Here is a 20,223-nt window from a genome sequence, read left to right on the forward strand (position 1 = left end):
TTTAAAAATTTTTGTTTTTATAGCCGCTACTTTTTAATGGAGCTGCTTTGAGAACATAAACCGCATTAACAAAATGAGTCAATTGAATAACATTCAATTAAAATTAAGGGATATATAGTTACAAGGTTTAATTAATAAAACTAAATGAGGTAAAAGCTATAAATAGGCTAGGGTTTGTAAGTAACTGATGGAGCTTAAAATAATTGGCAACCATTAAGTTTACTTTTAGTTAACAGGTAAGAGCAGTGTGTACGCCTTTAATAATGGCTGTTACTCAGTGTTTTGTTAAATTAAATGTATAACCCACCTTTATATGTTAAATGAATTAACATATAAAGAGCAGATTATTTAAGCTGAAATTTGTATAGCGTTTAAAAAGGTTATGAGTGATTTTTATAATAAAATAATATAAAAATTAAAATTTTATTTTACCGATAAGTGTATCTTTAAACATGACCCAATCTCCCCATAAGCTATAAAGGGGGTGCTTAAAAGTGGCGGGGCGGTTTTTTTCAAAAAAGAAATGCCCAATCCAAGCAAATCCGTAGCCAATAACCGGTAATAACCACAGCAAGCTATATTGCTGCTTGATTAATGCAATAAAGATGACTGCAAGTACTAGCGTGCTGCCAATAAAGTGAAGCCTTCTGCAGGTTACATTGCGGTGCTCTTTTAAGTAATACGGGTAAAACGCTTTAAAGGAGTTAAAAGTGTGTGGTGTGTTCATAGTCAATGCTCTTATTTTTATAGTTTATTAAATATACAAGGGCCTGCTAGATTTTGCAGGAAAAATTTTTGCAAACAAGAGGTTATTTAATCGCGGCGCTAAGTTTGTAACCGAGTGGGCTCGATAACGCCTCCTGCGCACGCCTATTTATTTGCTATAACCCCTTACACAGGCTCTTAGTTTAACCAAACGCTTAACATGGTGTGCTCTTGGCTTTTTATTGTACTGGTGAGAATAACCGCTGATAGGTTTTATAGGCGTACTCATCGCTCATGCCGCTTAGGTAGTCGCATATTATGCGCATCCCTTGGTTTTGTTTTTCAGCGTCTAGATAAAGCGCTTGCGTTGTTTCGGGTAATAAACGCAGTGGGTCACTGGCAAAAGCGGTAAATAATTCAATCAGTAAGTTTTGACCTTTAAACTCTATTTGCTGCATTTCTGGGTCGCGTATTAAGCGATTAAATACAAAATGCTTAAGTATTTGTAAAACGTGCTCGTACTGTGGGTCTAGCTTTGCAGTGTACTTTAAAATAGGGCACTCAAAATCACCATGCTGAACATCTAAATGAATATGAATAATAAACATATTTACCAGCTCGCCTATGGCATCTTTACGCTCAAAATCGTTTTTTGAAAATAAGCGTTGGGTAAGCGAGTCTAATTTAGTGTTTAACCAATCGTAATTAAGCGCGTTTAAGTGGGGTAATGCGTGTGTTTGCCAATCATCTAGTGTCAGCACTTTAGTGGCTATGGCATCTTCTAGGTCGTGCACTGCATATGCTATATCATCGGCATGTTCCATTATGGCGCTATCTAACGATTTATAACGGGTTTTTGCACGGAACTGATCTATTGGCGTATGGCTTGTTAATAGGGCTTTGTCGTTGTCGCTTAAAGGGGCAATGATCCATTCAAATATTTGTGCATCGTCTTTGTATAAGCCTTTAGCGGGGCGCCAATCATCTGCTTTTATAAATGAACGTGTATTATTTACCTTCGGAATGGTGTGCCATAAATCGTCTATAAATGCGGGATATTTAATAAAGCCAAGCAATGTGCGGCGCGTTAGGTTCATGCCGTGGCCGTTAGAGTAAGGCTCAAGTTTAGCGACTATACGTAATGTTTGTGCGTTGCCTTCAAATCCACCGTGCTCACGCATCATATAATTTAAGGCAATTTCGCCGCCATGGCCAAACGGGGGATGGCCTATATCGTGGGCTAAACATAAGGTTTCTAATAAACCGGTAGAGGGGAAGTGTTCAAAATCGCTGTGCTGTGCTTTTAAATGCCGCAATATGCCGGTACCAATTTGCGATACCTCCAAAGAATGCGTTAAGCGTGTGCGATAAAAGTCGTTTAAGCCTATCCCCATAATTTGGGTTTTTGCTTGTAAGCGCCTAAAAGCTGCAGCATGAATTATACGAGAGCGGTCTACCTGCCAGGGGGAGCGATTATCATTAGGGCGATTTTTATACTGTTCTATTATTCGGCTTTGCCATTGCTTATCCATACTGCTTACTCACAAAACGTTGTTATACACGGTATAAGCTCAGTATACCCATGCCCTAATAAATTGCGAATGAACAAGTACATAACCTTAGCTGGTGGATAATATATTTATCGCAAGCAGCCACTTTAGCATTTTTTAGCAAAGCGTGGCCCTTAAAGGGTTACACACAGGGTGTTATTCGCGTTTATATAGTGGCTTAGGTATAATGGGGTTTCGTATGTGTGTGTATTACCCATGCATAATTGTTGTTTGAAAGAGAGACTACATGCTAAAAACCATTTTAAAGCTGTTACTAAGCGTATTTTTTTTATGGGCGCTTGCATATCCGTTTATGCAAAGTAATGAGCAAGAGGTTGAAGAACAAACCACAGGTGAACAACCTAAAAAAGTAAAGAAAAAAGAAAAACCCCTGCACAATGTTACCTTGCCTAAATTTTCTGAATTTACTGATGTAAAAGAGAAAAAACAGGCATTTTTTGATTTTATTCGCCCACATGTTGAGGCTGAAAATAAAAAAATATTACAGCAACGCGCTAAGTTAGAAATTGCGCGTATGATGCTTGAATACAACGAACCGCTCGAGCAAAAACAACAGCGCGACATCGTTAATATTTTAAAAGCCTATGGCTTACCTGAAACAGTAAACACCCTAATTTTAAGCCAAGCGCTGCGCCGTGTTGATATTATTCCTAAAGAACTTGCGCTAATGCAAGCGGCGAATGAGTCGGCGTGGGGTACATCGCGCTTTGCACGCATAGGGCTTAACTTTTTTGGCCAATGGTGTTATTCAAAAGGCTGCGGTATGGTGCCAAGACGCCGCAATAGTGGAGCGGCGCACGAAGTTGCTGCATTTAAGTCGGTACGCGCGGCAGTAAGCTCGTATTTTAGAAATATAAACACGCATAATGCCTACAAAGATTTACGCCTGATACGCGAAGATTTACGACAACAGCAAAAGCCCATTGCGGCAACGGCACTAACGCATGGTTTAATGTCGTACTCAGAGCGCGGCGAGGCCTACATAGAAGAGCTAAACACCATGATTAACCAAAACAGAGCTTACTTTGATGAATAAAAAACGACTCATAAATATTAACGCCATACTCATTTTATTAAGTTTGGCGGCAAGTACCGTCAATGCCAAAGAGTTTGTTATGTCGTACGATGGCTTTTACGATAGATTAAAAGTGGTTAACAAGGGCGACTTTCAGTATGCACGAGTTAACTTTTACATTAGCGATATTGCCACAAACGAGGCATGCGCTATTAAAAGCGGCACAATTTTAACTGAAAATAACGAATACCCGCTTAATTTTACCGATAAAGCACAGTTACTTTTACCGTTTGATAAGCAGCTCGATACGGATAAAGCCGTTATTGTTGTAGAGCCACAAAACCCTGATCACGATTGTCAGTTAAAATTGCAAATTGAGGCCAGCGAATTTGAAGGGCTTAGCTTAACTAAAGATTCGTTGTACACAATTAATAACGAGTTAGATGAACTTTTAACAGATTTATCGGGCTTTTTTGTTAGTAAGCTTATGTGGTTTTTATTGCCAGAGCAAAAAGGCGTTGCTGTAACATTTAAAGAGCCTGTAACCTTTAATAACCCACATATACAGTGCGAAAAATTAATCTGCTACTTTGCAGTACAGGATAACTGGGAAGATGACGTAAATCTGCTCGGTGGTATAGAAAACGTAGTTAAAGTAACTCCCTGGATAGCAAAATAAGTTGCAGGGTTTAATAAAAACGGCGCTTAATATAGCGCCGTTTTTTTATGCGTTATTTTGGCAGTGCTTGTGTTGAGTCACGTTTTATAAGGGTGGGTTCAAACACGCGGTTTATGTGTAAGTTTTTATACTGATACACATCTTGTAGCACCATTTTTGCAGCCATTTCACCCATTTCTTCTACTGGGTTATCTATGGTGGTAAGTGTAGGGTAAAGATAATTGGCAAATATAACGTTATCAAAGCCAATAACCGACAAATCGTTTGGTAAATTAAAGCCATGCTCTCGGGCGTATTTCATAGCACCTGATGCCATTTCATCGTTGGCACACACTAAAGCACTAAACGGAATACGCGTGTTGAGTAGTTTTTCAAGGCCTTTGCTGCCGCCAATTTCGTTAAAATCACCTTCGTAAAACAGCGCCTCATTAAAGGGAATGTTTTTTTCGTGCAGCGCTTTTTTATGCCCTTTTAAACGGTTTCTGGCATCGGCTTTAACTTGCGGCCCCGCGATATAAGCTATATTTGTGTGGCCTTGTTCAACAATAGATTTACTGGCTAAGTAGCCGCCGAGTTCGTTATCTAGGCTAATGCAGTTACTTTCAAGTGAATGTACGTATCGGTTAATAAGGTAAATAGGGGTTTTACCTTTACTTAGCTCAATTAAGTAGTCATCACTGACTGACTCTACATGTAAAATTAGCGCATCGCATTTGCGGCTAATTAAAAATTCAATGCCGTCTTTTTCTTTATCGTCTTCACTGTGACCGGTGGTAATAATAACGTGCTTACCCGCGGCGCGCAGGGCTGACTCTATGCCTGCCATCATTTGAGCAAAGAAAGGACCATGAAGCTCTGATACCAAAATACCCACGCTGTTGGTTCTGTTTGAGGCAAGCGATTGCGCAATAGAATTGGGCTTATAGCCCAGCTGCTGCATTGCATCGAGTACTTTTTTAGTGGTTTTTTCACTTACGCGGGTGTTTTTATTCATTACCCGTGACACTGTAGCTAACGATACGCCAGCAAGCTCCGACACTTCATAAATTGTGGCCATGTTATTGTTAACTCACTTATATCCTTTATTTTGGCGGGCAAATAATACCGTACCCACCAAATGTTAACTAGCACTAGTTTTTAGCGATGCCTGTATAGAGGCTAACTGTACGTTATTGAGCGTGTATTTACGCATAATAAATGCAACAAACAAAGAACCAAACGCCGGTATAATAGTAAACGATAATAAAATACCCTGCTGCGTATCAAGGCTCTGCGTTGTTTGCGCCTGGTAATTATAAAAAGAGAGAAGCCAGCCTGCAATTGCACCGCCTAACGCCACACCCATTTTTATAAAAAATATAACGCCCGAATACACAAGGCCAGTAATTCTTACCCCAGTTTTGTGGTGTCCGTAGTCTATGGTGTCGGCCATTTTTGCCCATAGTAGCGGGGTGGCCATATCTAAAAAAAACTTCCACAGAATAAAGGCGGCAAATGCCAAGGTAATGTTATCAGGGGAGATAAAATAGCTCGCAATACATATGCCCGCAGCGATTAACTGCAAACTAATATAGGCTTTTATTTTACAAAATCGCTTAGCCAACGGCTGAGCACACGCACACCCAACCATACTGGCAACCACTCCTAGGGTCATAAAGGAGGTAATTAAATCTTCTTGCCCTAAATAGTATTTAACGTAATAAACCCCTAAGGTTAAACGTAATACTTGGCCAGTGAGTAAAAATAGCGCGGCAGCGCACAGGACTCGCCATTGATCGTTTTTAATCAAGGTTTTTAAACTTTTAAACAACGACAGGTTTTGCTCAGGCGGTTGCTCTACGCGCTCTTTGGTACCAAAAAAACACAGTAAAAATAACACTAAGCCAAGCAAGCTCATTGCCGTCATGGTGTATTGGTAGCCTTTGGCGTTATCGCCTTGGCCAAAGTATTCAACCATTGGCATTGTACAGCCCGCAACAATAACGCCGCCTAACATACCAAACACAAAACGATACGATTGCACGCTAACACGCTCTTTTACATCGTTAGTGAGCACGCCACCTAATGCGCAATAAGGAATATTTATGGCGGTATACGCCACCATAAGCAAGGTGTAGGTAGTAAAGGCGTAAATAATTTTATCAGTGCCTTCAAGCTCTGGCGTGGTAAAAGCTAAAATACTAATAAGCGCAAAGGGCAGGGCAAGCCACAACAAATAGGGCCTAAAATGGCCAAAGCGCGACTGGGTTTTATCGGCTAAGTTGCCCATCACTGGGTCGGTGATGGCATCAAACAACCTAACCACTAAAAACATGGTGCCTACCACCGCTGGAGAAAGCCCTACTACATCTGTGTAGTAAAGCATTAAAAACATCATAACTGTTTGAAAAATAATATTACTTGCCGTATCGCCAAGGCCATAGGCTATTTTTTCTTTTACACTTATCATGATGTTAGGTTCTCGCTTTTTGATTTTTATTTATGCGATTAATCGAATAGCTTTTATTGACTATTTACGGCTTTGTATCAAGCTTTTATAAGCTTGGCCACTGGCTTTTATAGTACGTTGCTGAGTTTTATAATCAACGTAAACAATACCAAAGCGTTTTAAGTAGCCCTCAGCCCATTCAAAATTATCCATTAAGCTCCACGCAAAGTAACCAATAATATTAACCCCTTGCGCTGTGGCATCGTGCACGGCATTTAAGTGGCTATGATAATAGTTTAGGCGATCTACATCGTTTACCTCGCCATTTTTAATGGTGTCGGGCATAGCCGCGCCGTTCTCGGTAATATAAATAGGCGGTAAGGTGTAGGTGTTATTAAGCGTTACAAGTAAGTCGGTAAACGACTGCGGGTAAATTTCCCAGCCCATGTCGGTTAAAGGCCCTTGTGGTGCAAGTGGCTCGTATATATCGCTAGGGTGCGCTTTGTATACTTGGCGCGTATAAAAATTAATGCCTAAGTAATCAATAGATTGTGAAATTATGTCCATATCGCCAGGGTGGATTTCAGGCTGCTGATTGCTAGGAAGCTGTTTTATAATTTCGGGGTATTGGCCATCCATTATTGGTTTCATATACCATTGATTTAAGTAATCATCGGCGTAGCGAGCTGCATTTATATCCTCTGCTGACTGCGTTAATGGGTAGCAAGGTGTAAAATTAAGCACAATACCATTTTGAGTATTAGGCGAGGTGTGTTTTAACACATCCATTGCCAAACCATGGGCAAGCAATAAATGGTGCGCTGCTTTTTTACCGTACTCTTTGCCCACTAAACCTGGGGCATGTATGCCTACTTCGTAGCCTAAAAAGGCACTGCAAAATGGCTCATTTAGGGTCGCGTACGAAAATACCCGCTCGCCAAATGCTTGGCTAATAAGCTTTACATACCGAGCAAATTCATAAGCTGTATCGCGATTTAACCAGCCGCCTTTATCTTCTAAATGTTGAGGTAAATCCCAGTGATATAGCGTTACAAACGCTTTAATGTTGCGCTTATTAAGCTCATCAAGAATATTAGTATAAAACTTTACGCCCTCAGGGTTTAGCTCGCCCGATAAGGTAATAACGCGCGGCCAAGAGATAGAAAGTCTATATGCATCTACGCCAAGCGAGTCTATTAATTCAATATCGTTTTGCCACTGATTGTAATGATCGCAGGCAACATGCCCATTTGAGCTGTCGGCTATTTTGTTGGGTGTATCGCAAAAGGTATCCCATATACAGGGCAGGCGATGCTCATACCCGCCTTCAATTTGAAATGATGCCGTAGCCACACCATAAACAAAGTTTTTTGTTAATAGAGGTGAATGAGATGGTAACGATAATTTTGTCATTAGTAACAAACCTTTTTAAACCTTAAATGCATAAATAGCCACTGTATTTACTGCGATGAAGCGTAAGGGCGCGTTTATAAAAAAATAAAACTTGTTGAAATATGTTACATGTTCGTATTTAATTACACGTGAAAGCGCTTACATTTTTAGATTAGTGTTAATTGATACGAAGGTCAACTCTTTAATGTTGCTGGGTTACACGGCAATTTTTAATAACGACTTTTGCATTAATTTATAATAATAAATTGCGGAGAGCCCATGGCCAGTTCAGCACCACTGACGACACACACACAGTCGCAAAACTACCAAGATAAAAACTATGGTTTTGCATTAACTTCTTTAACTACTTTATTTTTTATGTGGGGATTTATTACCTGCTTAAACGATATTTTAATCCCGCATTTAAAAGCGGTGTTTAACCTAACTTATGTTCAGGCAATGCTGGTTCAGTTTTGTTTTTTTGGGGCTTATTTTTTAATGTCACTGCCAAGTGGCTATATAGTTAAAAAATTAGGGTATAAAAAAGGCATTGTAGTGGGGTTACTTATAGCGGCATGTGGTTGTGTACTTTTTTACCCAGCCGCGGCGCTACACAATTACCCGGTATTTCTGTTTGCTTTATTTGTACTGGCAAGCGGTATTACCTTGTTGCAGGTTTCTGCAAACCCTTATGTAAGCTTATTGGGCGCCCCTAAAACAGCGTCTTCTCGCCTTACCTTAACGCAAGCATTTAATGCGCTAGGCACGACGGTTGCCCCTACATTTGGTGCATTTTTGATTCTTGACTCTGCCTCTGAAGCGTTTTTAACACCGGCACAAAATGCAGAATCGGTACAACTTCCTTATTTACTATTAGCAGGCATGCTTATTTTATTAGCCGGTATTTTTGCGTGGCTTAAATTGCCAGACATAATGAATGAGCAAAAAGAAGCCGCTGAAAAGTCAGAGACAATTGAAGGTAGTGCATGGCAATACCGCCACCTAACACTCGGTGCTGTGGGTATATTTATGTATGTAGGTGCAGAGGTTGCGATTGGCAGTTTTTTAGTTAGCTTTTTAGCCCAAGAAAATATTGCCGGTTTAAAAGAGCATGTTGCCGCTCACTACATCACATATTATTTTGGTGGAGCTATGGTGGGGCGTTTTATTGGTGCAGCGGTAATGCAAAAACTACCCGCTGGTAAAGTACTTGGCTTTAACGCAAGTATGGCTATTATTTTGGTGGTTACTGCCATGAGCACGTCGGGTCAATTAGCAATGTGGTCAATACTACTGGTTGGTTTATTCAATTCTATTATGTTCCCAACTATTTTTAGTTTAGCGTTAAATGGCCTTGGTAAGCATACCGCACAAGGCTCTGGTATTTTGTGCTTGGCGATTGTAGGGGGGGCAATAGTGCCTCTTTTACAAGGTGCACTTGCTGATAGCGTGGGTGTTCAACTTTCGTATGTTTTACCTATTTTTTGTTACTTATTTATCGCGTTTTATGGTTTAAGCGGAAGCAAACCAGTTCAAGCTCAGGAGACTCTATAATGAAAACCCCTTTTTCACTTAATAAAATAGCACGTGCCTCATTAATTGCATCAGTAGGCATTTTAGCGGCTTGTTCAAATGACGCGACAACCACTCCTGAAGCTAATAATGCGTTGTCTAAAACAGAGAAAATTTGGCCAAAACTTAATATTGCCGTAAAACAAGACCCAGAAATTGAAGCTAAAATAGCCGATTATTTAAAAACGATGACACTTGAGCAAAAAGTAGCTCAAATGATTCAACCAGAAATTCGTGATATTACCGTTGAAGACATGCGCAAATATGGCTTTGGCTCATACCTAAACGGGGGCGGTGCGTTTCCTAATGGTGATAAACACGCAACACCAATGGATTGGGTAAAATTGGCTGAAGATTTTTATCAGGCGTCGGTAGATGACTCTATCGATGGCAGTAAAATACCCACAATGTGGGGCACCGATGCGGTGCATGGTCACAATAATGTAATTGGCGCGACCTTATTTCCGCATAATATTGGTTTAGGAGCGGCAAACAACCCTGCATTGATTGAGCAAATAGCAGCTATCACTGCGGTTGAAGTAATGGCAACGGGTATTGATTGGGTATTTGCACCTACAGTGGCAGTTGTGCGCGATGACCGCTGGGGCAGAACCTATGAAGGTTATTCAGAAGACCCTCGCATTGTACGCGATTATTCTGCCGCAATTGTAAATGGTTTACAGGGCAAGGCCGATGGCGACTTTTTAAGTGATAAACGTGTTATTAGTACCGTTAAGCACTTTTTAGGTGATGGCGGCACAGTCGATGGCGATGACCAAGGTAATAATATCGACAGTGAGCAAGATTTGTTTGATATACATGCCCAAGGTTATGTAGGCGGCTTATCGGCGGGAAGTCAGTCGGTTATGGCATCGTTTAATAGCTGGCATGGGGTTAAAAACCACGGCAATAAATACCTGTTAACCGATGTGCTTAAAACCCGCATGGGCTTTGATGGCTTTGTTGTAGGTGATTGGAACGGCCACGGCCAAATTGAAGGCTGTACAAACGAAAGCTGTGCACAGGCTGTTAACGCGGGACTTGATATTTTTATGGTGCCAACGGGCGCTTGGAAGCCGCTGTACGAAAACACCATAGCGCAAGTGAAAGCTGGCGAAGTCAGCATGTCGCGCATTGATGATGCAGTAAGTAGAATTTTACGCGTTAAATTGCGTGCCGGTTTATTTGATAAACCAAGCCCAGCTAAGCGTCAGTTTTCGGGTAAAACTGAGCTAATTGGTGCGCAGCAGCACCGCGAAGTTGCGCGTCAAGCAGTACGCGAATCACTTGTTTTACTTAAAAACAAAAACAATATTTTGCCTCTTGATGCAAACCAAACTGTACTTATTGCCGGCGATGGAGCCGATAACATAGGTAAGCAGTCGGGTGGCTGGAGTATTACTTGGCAAGGGACGAATAACAAAAATGCTGATTTTCCTGGTGCCACGTCTATTTACGCGGGTCTTGAAAAACACATTACTGAGGCGGGTGGTCGTGCCATTTTAAGCGTGGATGGCTCATATGATCAGCGCCCAGATGTAGCCGTTGTGGTATTTGGTGAAGAGCCTTATGCAGAAGGCCATGGCGATAGAGATAACCTTGAATTTGAGCGTGGTAATAAAAAATCGCTCGCGTTATTAAAGTCGTTAAAAGAGCAGGGTATTACGGTTGTATCGGTATTTATTTCGGGTCGCCCTATGTGGGTTAACAGTGAATTAAATGCCTCAGATGCATTTGTTGCAGCATGGCTGCCAGGTACAGAGGGCGGCGGTATTGCCGATGTTATTTTAAAAGCCAAAGATGGCAGTATTCAACATGACTTTAGCGGCAAGCTTTCGTTTTCATGGCCTAAAACAGCAGTACAAGCAACGGTTAATAAAGGCGATGACGATTACAGCCCATTATTACCGTACGGCTTTGGTTTAACTTATGGCGATAAAAATGTATTGGCTGATAATTTAGACGAAGACTCTAAATTAGATAACTCAGCACTCACTAGTATGGATATTTTAGTTGGCGCACCGGTTGCTCCGTGGCGTTTATTACTTAAATCTGGCGATGAGCTATTAGATGTATCAAGCAGTACTCATCAACTAGGTGCACTTAAATACCGTACTGAGGATAAAACAGTTCAAGAAGACGCGCGCCAATTTAATTTTAGTGGCGAGCAAAAGGCAAGTGCTGAAATAGTCACAAGCTTTGCAGAAGATACCATTACGTATTTAGAGGCTAATGGCGTTATTAGTTTTGATATTAAACTCAATGAGCCACTAACCGATGACGTAAACCTTGCTATGACTTGTTCAGGTGAGTGTGGTGGTGCGATTGCCTTGAGTAAAATGGTTGATCAATCAATCAAAAATAAATGGCAGTCGGTGTCGGTAGACTTACGTTGTTTTGCTAACCAAGGCGTAGACTTTGCTAGCCTTACAAGCCCGTTTAGTTTACATGCAAGCAGTAAAACCTCAGTGTCGGTAGCAAACATTCAGTTTGTGCCTAATAAGGCAGACTCTGCTGGGCTTAAATGTCAGTAATCATTTTGTTTTAGTGTGTATGTCAAAGCCCTTCAATTGAAGGGCTTTTTTATGTGCAAAGCTGTTTGTTACTTATAAAAGGGTTTTGTGCAGATTCATATATAACTTTGTCGCGTCCTGTAGTTTTAGCAATATACAAGCGCTTATCTGCCGCACTAAGTAGCGATTTAAAAGAGCTTGTTTGAGTATCGCTGCATGCCACTCCTGCGCTTATTCTTAAATAAATGGTGTTGCCGTAATAGCTAAAGGGATTGTTTTTAATGTTTTTTCTGAGGGTGTTTGCCGCGCACTGTGCCTCATTTAAAGTGCAGTGGTTAAGTAAAATTGCAAACTCTTCGCCGCCAACACGCGCGGTTACTGCGCTGTTAGAAAAAAGCGCGGCAATATGTTGCGAAACCCATTTAATTGCCTCATCACCTGCATCGTGTCCGTATTCATCGTTAACGCGCTTAAAAAAGTCTATATCGACCATAATAATGCTAAGGGGATGCTCGGCATTATTTTTATTAAATAACGTATTGGCCACTGCATTTAAACCGCGTTTATTTAATAGCTGGGTTAATGGGTCGCGATTAGCAAGGGAGTTGAGCGTATGCTCTGTATTGGCAAACACTAAAAAAGGCAGCAATAGGGCGGCGCTAGTGGCAAGTATTAAGTGTACAGCCAAAGTAAATTGCAAAACAGAGGCAAAATTAAAGTTGAGCGCAGTAAAAAATGGCAACAGTAATAAAACTCCTTGTATTAGCATAACGAGTGCATGCAGTAATAGGCAAAGCAGTAGCATACGTTGCTGTAATTTTGCTATAAAGCGGGTGCTTAAAACAATATACGAGGCATACAAAAATAACCCTGCCACAGTTAAACTAACCAATACTTGCTCTACAGCGGTGTTGTAAACTACGAGCAAAAAAACCGCAGCCACGATGAGTAAATAGCTAACTTGCTTGCATATGCTTTTATTTAAAGGGCTGAGTGCTTTTAATCCCATAATTAAAAAAAGTGGGCAAGCAATAATAAATAAACTGGCAAAGTAATGGGTAATAAACGGCCATGCAATGATCACGCGTAAGCTTGCGCATAGTATGGCGAATGTAAAGGTGGTACAAGCTAGGCCAAAATATAAAAAACTAGTTTGTTTTTTATATTGATAAATAGAGATAAAATACAGCCCAATTATAAGGTTTAAAATAAAAGAAAGGCTAATAACGGTTGGTAAGTGCAGCATAGAAAGGTTCTTTTATTATAAAACGACTATTTTAATGGAGACTAGATACTAAAGCTTATATTAATTACAGTAACCTAGCTTAAAGTAGTATTTTTATAACCTTTAGTAGGTGTATCTATGCTGAATACACCTACTTTATTAAACTTCTCAGAGCCGAATCTATATCCGTAAAATGAAAACGGTAATTATGCGCTAACGCTTTTTTGGGTATTACATATTGCCCAGTAGTGAGCAAATCAGACATTTCACCCATTAACACCTTTAACACAGGGCTTGGCATGGTTAGGGCCGCAGGGCGAGACAATGCTTTACCTAAACTTTTGCTAAATACTTTATTACTAACAGGGGTGGGTGCAGTGGCGTTAATTGGCCCGCAAAGCGACGTGTGTTTTATAATAAATAAAATCAGTTGAATCATGTCATCAATATGAATCCACGACATACCTTGCTCCCCATCACCAATGGGGCCACCTGCAAAAAATTTAAACGCAGGTAGCATTTTACTTAAAGCGCCGCCGTTTTTGCTAAGTACAATTCCCGTGCGTAATAAGCACACTCGTGTTTTATCACTTTGCGCTTTTAGTGCCGCATGCTCCCACTCTTTGCATAGCTGATGGCTAAATTCATCATTTACATCGTCGGTGTCTTCATCTACAGGAGTATCGCCTTGGCGGCCATAATAGCCAATGGCACTGCCAGATATAAATGTAGCAGGGGGCGTGCTGCAATTTAAAATAGCATCGCTGATTTGCGTGGTAAGGTTTATTCTGCTGTTTTTAATTGTTTGTTTTTGTGCTTGCGTCCAGCGTTTGTTGACGATAGGTTCGCCGGCTAAATTAATCACGGTATCAACATGGTTAAAATTAACCTCATCAACCGTGCTTACTACATCAATATTATGACCAAGCAATATATGGGCTTTGGTTTTATTTCGGCTCAGTACGGTTACTTTATGATGATGTAGCAAAAAAGGCGTTAAGTGTTTACCTATTAGGCCTGTAGCGCCTGTAAAAAAAATATGCATAAAAATCTTACCAATTTTAAGTGTACGATTTGTTTAAAATGTATACTATTTAAACTATCTTAATGCAAATTATTACGTTAACTAAAAAACAACGATCACTTTGTAAATATTTCATTTAATTAGTTTTTGCCTTACACTAAAGCGAATTTCATAAGAAAAGGATTGGCGCGTTGGCAAGTTTAACTGGCGTAAATAAAAGCTTAATAATATTTGCAGCCCTGGTGGTTGTATTAGCCGGTATTAAGGCCGCAAGTGTTATTATTATTCCCTTTATTTTGGCGGCGTTTATTGCCATTGTATGCAACCCGCTGATCACATTTTTTGGTCGCTATCGGATCCCTAAAGGGGTTTCTATTGTTATTGTGGTGCTTATCATTGTGGGCTTAGGTGTAAGCTTAGGCGGCCTTGTAGGACAATCAGTTAACGACTTTTCTCAGCAACTTCCTGAATATAAAGCCCAGTTACAAGAAGAGTTTGTTTGGCTGGTCGATCTTGCATCGCAATACAATATCTTAATCGATAGAGATCAAATTCTCTCTATGTTTGACCCAGGTAAAATGGTCGATGTAGCCACGAATATGCTTACCGGCTTAGGTGGCGTAATGGCAAACATGTTTTTAATAATTTTAACTGTGGTGTTTATGCTTTTTGAAGGGCCAGCATTAAGCAAAAAAATTCATATGGCACTTGCCGACCCAGATAGAAAAATGGAGCAAATTGACCGCTTTTTGGTTTCTATTAATTCGTATTTGGCAATTAAAACATTAGTGAGTTTAGCCACCGGTATTATTGCAGCATTTTATTTATGGATTTTAGATGTTGACTACTTTGTGCTGTGGGGCGTGTTGGCCTTTATGTTTAATTATATTCCTAATATAGGTTCTATTATTGCTGCAGTACCGGCTGTATTGTTAGCACTGATCACACAAGGACCATTAACAGCCGGGCTTGTAGGTGCAGGGTATTTAATTATTAATACGGTAATGGGTAACATTGTAGAGCCTAAATTTATGGGTAAAGGGCTTGGGCTTTCTACCTTGGTGGTGTTTTTGTCGTTAATATTTTGGGGTTGGTTATTAGGCACTGTAGGCATGTTGCTATCGGTACCGCTTACCATGATTGTTAAAATAGCCCTAGAGGCAAGTGATGAAGGGCGCTGGGTTGCCACGCTACTTGGTACGGGTGAGTCGATAGACGATAAATAATATCAATTGGTTTTCATAGCTTAAAATTGCGTATTTGATTAAATAATTGATACAAAAAAAGCGATTAATACACAGTATTAATCGCTTTTTTTATGGGTGTTAATCCCCGTTTAAAGTGGCTTTTTAAGCACTTGAGTAAACTGTTCAATAAGTGCAAGTTCACATAATTTGTAATCAATAGCAGCTTGGCTGGCATTTGGCAGTTTTAATATATAGCGCCATTGGCAGCTTGCTTCAATATACTTTTGGTGGTTGTCGACGCTGCGCTTAAACAACATCAGTATTTGCGTATTTCCGCTTTGCTCTTCTAATTTAGTGAGTTCATATTTACGTTTTTGAACCCAAGTACCCTGATTGTATTTAGCCTGATTTATTTGGGTGTCTAAACACTGCGTATAGCGTTTAGTTTGGCTTGGCGTTGCGTTTTGCTCAAGCGTACACTGTGCTTGCGCACTGACATTAGCACTGAGTGCTAATAGGCTCGCAAGTGTAATTAAAAGGCTATTTTTTATCATTGTAATTAAACTCTAAAATAAATTGTGCGCCGCCCAAGGTGTCCGACTTATTAATCGTTAAGTGACCGTTATAAGATTTAACTAAGTCAGAGACTATCGCCATGCCAACACCGTGGCCGCTTTCGTAAGTATCAAGGCGGGTACCACGGGTTAATAAAGACTCGCGTTTATCCTCGGGTACACCGGGTCCATCGTCACTAATGCCTATGCACAGTGTTTTACTTTGAATGACCTGTATTTCTACTTGCGAGCGACACGCTTTACAAGCGTTATCAATTAAATTACCCAGTAACTCCATTAAATCTGTTTGGTCACCTAAAAAGTAATCTTTATCGGTCACGGTGCAATTAAATATAATGTCTTTATCGCGGTATACCTTGGCCATTGCACTTAAAATAGAATCAACCACAGGTTTAACTGGGGTTTGTTTTTTCCATGTGTCTGAGGCGCCAGTAGCTGCGCGCTTTAACTGATGCTCGATCATCACATTTATTCTATCAAGTTGCTCTTGGGCATCGGCATCATTAGCAAGCGGGCTTGATTTTAATACCGCAAGGGGCGTTTTTAATGCATGTGCTAGGTCACTTAAAGAGGCTCTGTAGCGCTCTTTTTGACGTTGCTGCGACTCTAGTAATAAGTTTAGGTCTGATTTAATTGTTTGTAGCTCTACAGGGTATAAGCCTTTAATTTCTTGAATATCGCCCGACTCAATGGCTTTTATTTCTTTATCAAGACGTTGTAACGGCCGGCCGCTCCAAATAAATCCAATTGCCATTAAACCGGCAATCGCAATACCCATTATAAACATCCAATCGACTAAGGTTTGTTTAAAGCCATCCATTAACCTCAGCAATGCATCGTTTCGTTTGAGTAATATAAAACGTGCCTGCTCAGATTGGTCAATATTATTTAAAATGACCGTTAGGCTTAATTGCCAGTAAACCGCATTGTTGTAAACCACACGTCTAAAGTCGGCCGCACCTGCTTTAGGCTCTATGTACTCGGGTTTAAAGTTTACGTTTACAGCCGACTCTGAGTGCCACACAGGTACATCATCGCGGTAAATCATTGCGTAGGTATCTGAATTTAAGTTATTAAGCTCAGGCGTTAAAATTGTGCTGGGCATAATAATGCCGCGCTCAGTAAAGTCGACTTCAGAAATAAGGGAGTATAAGTGGGCTTCTAGATTTTTTTCGGTGGTTTCGACTAATGAGGCGTAATACGCTTTACCAATCGAGTAAAACAAAATAGGCAGTGCCACCAATAAAACAAAGACAAGGATAAATCCTTGCCTTATTTTAAGCGATATTTGCGATGCTACCACTGACTTTTAAGCCTGTAACCACGCCCACGTAGTGTTTCTACTGGGTTTAATGTGCCTTCAGGGTCTAATTTTTTACGCAGACGAAGTACAAATACTTCGATAACGTTAGAATCAAGATCGAAATCTTGGTCGTAAATGTGCTCAGTAAGTTCTGATTTAGAAATTACTTTTTGCGGGTTAACCATTAAATACTCAAGTACTTTGTACTCATAAGCCGTAAGGCTAAGTTCTTTGTCGTTAACCCAAACTTGTTGTGAGCGAGTATGAATTTTAATTGGACCCGCTGTCATTTCAGGGTTTGCTTTACCAGCACTGCGGCGAATAAGTGCGTTACAACGCGCAATTAATTCTTCAACATGAAACGGCTTGGTTAAGTAGTCGTCGGCACCTGCATCTAGGCCTTCAACTTTGTCTTGCCAGCGGTCGCGCGCCGTTAAGATTAAAATAGGGATCGTCACGCCTTGTGCACGTGCTTTATTGATTAGCTCAATACCGTCAATTTTTGGTAAGCCTAAATCAACCACCGCCATATCTAGCGGGTATTCTGTAATATGGAATAGGCCAGCTTCGCCATCGTGACATAAATCAACACTGTAACGTTCTTTCTCTAAAGCATTACGTAGGTTGTCTGCTAAGTGTAAATCATCTTCTATAACTAAAATTCGCATTTGCTAATCCTTTTTCACTTCGCCGGTTTTTTTATTTATATGTAAATCAACGACGTGGCCGTCAGATTTGAGTATACGTACAGTATAAAATTTTGCTTGTTCTGTAATTTTTAAGGTTTTACCGTCAGTTTCTTCTTTTGCAAGTATTACGGCTTTCTTTTTGCTGATCTCAGTTTTTTTAACTGCTTTGGTAACAGTCGTACTTGCGTGTACGGCGCCACTGACGCTAATACAGGCAATTAAACCAAGGGTTAATAATACACGCATGACGGGAACTCCTAGATCAAACCCAGCTATTCTAATTAACTAAGCTACTAAAACTCAAGTAAAAACGTCCAATATGCGCTTTTACGTTCGCCAGCTTAATTAATTAGCAGTGAACCAACCCTGAATTAAATAACGTTTTAAATTCAGGGTGTTCGTTACGCTGGTAATACTTTTTTATATGGTTTTACAACGGTGTTTGCGTAAACGCCGGCTGCAACGTATGGATCAGCTGCTGCCCATTCACGTGCTTTTTCAAGTGAATCAAATTCGGCAATGACTAATGAGCCTGTAAATCCAGCATCTTGCGGATCTTCACTGTCGATTGCTGGCAGTGGGCCGGCAACAAATAAACGGTTTTGAGAGTCAAGTTCGCTTAAACGTGCTAAGTGGGCGGGACGGGCTTCTTTTCTAAGCGGTAAGCTGTTTTCAACGTCGGTTGAATAAATCATGTACAACATAGTAATTCTCAAAAAAATGTTAAGTTTAATAACGCAAATACTAGCACAACGTTGATAGTTGGTGAACAAATTACCGTTAAAGCTAGGTTTACAGTTATTAATTATTTTTAGTGTGTAATTGCTTGAAAAGCGCGGCACAACACTGGTAGAGTCGCTTGAATAACTTAAAAATAACAAGGTTAATACATGAGCAATAATAGAGAGCATTTTAGCTCCCGTCTTGGCTTTATACTGGCTGCAGCAGGTTCGGCAGTGGGTATTGGCAACTTAGTAGGTTTTCCTGTGTCGGCAACTAAAAATGGTGGTGGTGCATTTTTACTTGTATACGCTTTGTTTGTTGCTTTTATTTGTTTACCAGTAATGATGGCTGAAATGGCCATGGGTCGTAACGCGCAAAAAGATCCACTTGGTTCGTACAAAGCGCTGGCAAATAACGACAAAAAATGGAAGTTTGCAGGCTTTTTGGCTGTATTAACGCCGTTTATGATTGCCGTATTTTACATGGTTATTACCGTGTGGATTTTTGGTTACTTAAGCCAAACCGCCATGGGTAATTTAGATGCATTGGCAGATCCGAGCCATTTTGGCAGCTTTATAAATAGCTACACCGTTTTTGGCTACATGGCTGTGGTCGTTATTATTGTTAACCTTATTTTATTGGGTGGGGTTAAACAAGGCATAGAAAAAGCCGCTAAGTTTTTAATGCCGGCTTTATTTGTTATGTTGCTTGCCCTTGTAGCGTATGTATTAACGCTTGATAACGCCATGGCTGGTGTTAAATATTATGTTATTCCTGATTTTTCTAAAATGAGCGCCAGCGTGCTTAATGGTGCACTAAGCCAAGCGTTTTTCTCACTATCGCTTGGTATGGGTATTTTAATGACGTACGCCTCTTACATATCTAAAAAAGATGACATTGTTGGCAGTGCTAAAATGGTAGCTATTACCGACTCATTAGTGGCATTTGTTGCCGGTTTAATGGTGTTACCGGCAATATTTAGTTTTGATCCAAATACCGACCCAGCCGCACTTTCTGACTCGTCTGTATCGATGATATTTGTATACTTACCTAAAATTTTATTAGCACTTCAAAATGATATTGGTTACTTTGGCGCGTCTGCAGTGGCGTTTTCGTTCTTTTTATTAGTGTTTTTTGCAGCGATTACTTCGCTTGTATCAATTGTAGAAGTACCTACAGCGACCCTTAGCGACCGCAAAGGGATCAGCCGTAAAAAAGCTTTAGGTATTTTAACGCTAGCCACCGGTGTATTAACTATATTGTGTACTATGTCTTTTGGTATGGTTGATAGCTTAACGTCGTTTACTAGTTACGGCAGCGGTAATAAAAGCTTTTTTGATATTGTTTATGATGTATTTTACGACACTATATTGCCACTGAATGGTTTAATGGTGTGTTTATTTGTTATGTATCGCTGGAAAAAAGCGCGCCTAACAGATGAGCTAAGCCAAGGCTCACCAAATTACGCCGGTAGCTTTATGGAGAAATACGTTAACTTTTCGCTTTCTACGTTTATTCCGGTTATTTTATTAGCCATATTTATAAACACAGTAGCGACTAAGTTTTTTGCCTTTAAGTTATTTGGATTTTAGGCTAAAAGAAAGTTTTCAAAAGCCGCGTAT

General features: G+C 40.2%; 18 protein-coding genes. 6 read left to right on the top strand and 12 right to left on the bottom strand.

Translation table 11 applies throughout. The annotated features are described in order from the left end of the window. Window positions 1-415: 415 nt before the first annotated feature. Both OIZ54_RS00180 and OIZ54_RS00185 read right to left on the bottom strand, forming a co-directional pair. Window positions 416-727, bottom strand: coding sequence for an Mpo1-like protein (locus OIZ54_RS00180; protein ID WP_264389340.1), 312 nt, complete (start codon window positions 725-727; stop codon window positions 416-418). 217 nt (window positions 728-944) lie between these two features. Continuing rightward, on the bottom strand, window positions 945-2,237 hold the full coding sequence (locus tag OIZ54_RS00185; RefSeq protein ID WP_096739480.1) for an anti-phage deoxyguanosine triphosphatase: 1,293 nt from the start codon (window positions 2,235-2,237) through the stop codon (window positions 945-947). A gap of 265 nt (window positions 2,238-2,502) precedes the next feature. Here OIZ54_RS00185 and OIZ54_RS00190 point away from each other — a divergent pair, with 265 nt between their 5' ends. Both OIZ54_RS00190 and OIZ54_RS00195 read left to right on the top strand, forming a co-directional pair. Continuing rightward, the gene (locus tag OIZ54_RS00190; RefSeq protein WP_264389341.1) at window positions 2,503-3,312 is read left to right on the top strand and encodes a glucosaminidase domain-containing protein; all 810 of its coding nucleotides are present in this window, start codon (window positions 2,503-2,505) and stop codon (window positions 3,310-3,312) included. After that, a complete protein-coding gene (locus tag OIZ54_RS00195) occupies window positions 3,305-3,970 on the top strand; it encodes a DUF2987 domain-containing protein (protein ID WP_264389342.1) in 666 nt (221 codons plus the stop codon). Before OIZ54_RS00190 ends, OIZ54_RS00195 begins: the two co-directional genes overlap by 8 nt. Window positions 3,971-4,022: 52 nt before the next feature. Here OIZ54_RS00195 and OIZ54_RS00200 read toward each other — a convergent pair whose 3' ends face one another. The 3 genes from OIZ54_RS00200 to OIZ54_RS00210 form a co-directional block, all read right to left on the bottom strand. Beyond that, complete coding sequence (locus tag OIZ54_RS00200) at window positions 4,023-5,027, bottom strand: LacI family DNA-binding transcriptional regulator (protein ID WP_096739481.1); 1,005 nt, start codon at window positions 5,025-5,027, stop codon at window positions 4,023-4,025. Window positions 5,028-5,090: 63 nt separating this feature from the next. Then, on the bottom strand, window positions 5,091-6,419 hold the full coding sequence (locus tag OIZ54_RS00205) for a glycoside-pentoside-hexuronide (GPH):cation symporter (protein WP_264389343.1): 1,329 nt from the start codon (window positions 6,417-6,419) through the stop codon (window positions 5,091-5,093). A gap of 60 nt (window positions 6,420-6,479) precedes the next feature. Beyond that, window positions 6,480-7,811, bottom strand: coding sequence for a GH1 family beta-glucosidase (locus OIZ54_RS00210; RefSeq protein ID WP_096041555.1), 1,332 nt, complete (start codon window positions 7,809-7,811; stop codon window positions 6,480-6,482). A 258-nt stretch (window positions 7,812-8,069) separates the two neighbouring features. Here OIZ54_RS00210 and OIZ54_RS00215 point away from each other — a divergent pair, with 258 nt between their 5' ends. Then, window positions 8,070-9,344: a sugar MFS transporter gene (locus OIZ54_RS00215; protein ID WP_264389344.1), complete on the top strand. Its 1,275-nt coding sequence runs from the start codon at window positions 8,070-8,072 to the stop codon at window positions 9,342-9,344. Then, window positions 9,344-11,896, top strand: coding sequence for a glycoside hydrolase family 3 protein (locus tag OIZ54_RS00220; protein ID WP_264389345.1), 2,553 nt, complete (start codon window positions 9,344-9,346; stop codon window positions 11,894-11,896). Before OIZ54_RS00215 ends, OIZ54_RS00220 begins: the two co-directional genes overlap by 1 nt. Window positions 11,897-11,945: 49 nt before the next feature. Here the strand turns inward: OIZ54_RS00220 and OIZ54_RS00225 are convergent, their stop codons facing one another. Both OIZ54_RS00225 and OIZ54_RS00230 read right to left on the bottom strand, forming a co-directional pair. Then, a complete protein-coding gene (locus OIZ54_RS00225; RefSeq protein WP_264389346.1) occupies window positions 11,946-13,121 on the bottom strand; it encodes a GGDEF domain-containing protein in 1,176 nt (391 codons plus the stop codon). 130 nt (window positions 13,122-13,251) lie between these two features. Then, window positions 13,252-14,145: a TIGR01777 family oxidoreductase gene (locus OIZ54_RS00230; protein WP_264389347.1), complete on the bottom strand. Its 894-nt coding sequence runs from the start codon at window positions 14,143-14,145 to the stop codon at window positions 13,252-13,254. Between the two features lie 170 nt (window positions 14,146-14,315). Here OIZ54_RS00230 and OIZ54_RS00235 point away from each other — a divergent pair, with 170 nt between their 5' ends. After that, entirely contained in the window at window positions 14,316-15,350 is a 1,035-nt protein-coding gene (locus tag OIZ54_RS00235; RefSeq protein WP_264389348.1) for an AI-2E family transporter, read from the top strand. 110 nt (window positions 15,351-15,460) lie between these two features. On the opposite strand, the gene OIZ54_RS00240 is transcribed toward OIZ54_RS00235, so the two are convergent. The 5 genes from OIZ54_RS00240 to OIZ54_RS00260 form a co-directional block, all read right to left on the bottom strand. Then, window positions 15,461-15,865: a hypothetical protein gene (locus OIZ54_RS00240; RefSeq protein ID WP_029772701.1), complete on the bottom strand. Its 405-nt coding sequence runs from the start codon at window positions 15,863-15,865 to the stop codon at window positions 15,461-15,463. After that, entirely contained in the window at window positions 15,852-17,189 is a 1,338-nt protein-coding gene (locus OIZ54_RS00245; RefSeq protein ID WP_004586805.1) for an ATP-binding protein, read from the bottom strand. Before OIZ54_RS00245 ends, OIZ54_RS00240 begins: the two co-directional genes overlap by 14 nt. Next, window positions 17,183-17,857, bottom strand: a complete 675-nt coding sequence (locus tag OIZ54_RS00250) for a response regulator transcription factor (protein ID WP_004586804.1) — start codon at window positions 17,855-17,857, stop codon at window positions 17,183-17,185. The genes OIZ54_RS00245 and OIZ54_RS00250 overlap by 7 nt, the downstream gene beginning before the upstream one ends. A 3-nt stretch (window positions 17,858-17,860) precedes the next feature. After that, entirely contained in the window at window positions 17,861-18,124 is a 264-nt protein-coding gene (locus OIZ54_RS00255) for a PepSY domain-containing protein (RefSeq protein ID WP_121637587.1), read from the bottom strand. Window positions 18,125-18,279: 155 nt separating this feature from the next. Continuing rightward, window positions 18,280-18,582, bottom strand: a complete 303-nt coding sequence (locus OIZ54_RS00260; RefSeq protein WP_248442117.1) for a YciI family protein — start codon at window positions 18,580-18,582, stop codon at window positions 18,280-18,282. Window positions 18,583-18,768: 186 nt separating this feature from the next. Between OIZ54_RS00260 and OIZ54_RS00265 the strand changes: the two genes are divergently transcribed. After that, window positions 18,769-20,193 carry a sodium-dependent transporter gene (locus OIZ54_RS00265; RefSeq protein WP_054982639.1) on the top strand — a complete coding sequence of 475 codons (1,425 nt, stop codon included), beginning with the start codon at window positions 18,769-18,771 and terminating at the stop codon, window positions 20,191-20,193. Window positions 20,194-20,223: the final 30 nt, after the last annotated feature.

The sequence above is a fragment of the Pseudoalteromonas sp. A3 genome, assembly GCF_025942345.1.
In the GTDB taxonomy this organism is placed as follows: domain Bacteria; phylum Pseudomonadota; class Gammaproteobacteria; order Enterobacterales; family Alteromonadaceae; genus Pseudoalteromonas; species Pseudoalteromonas atlantica.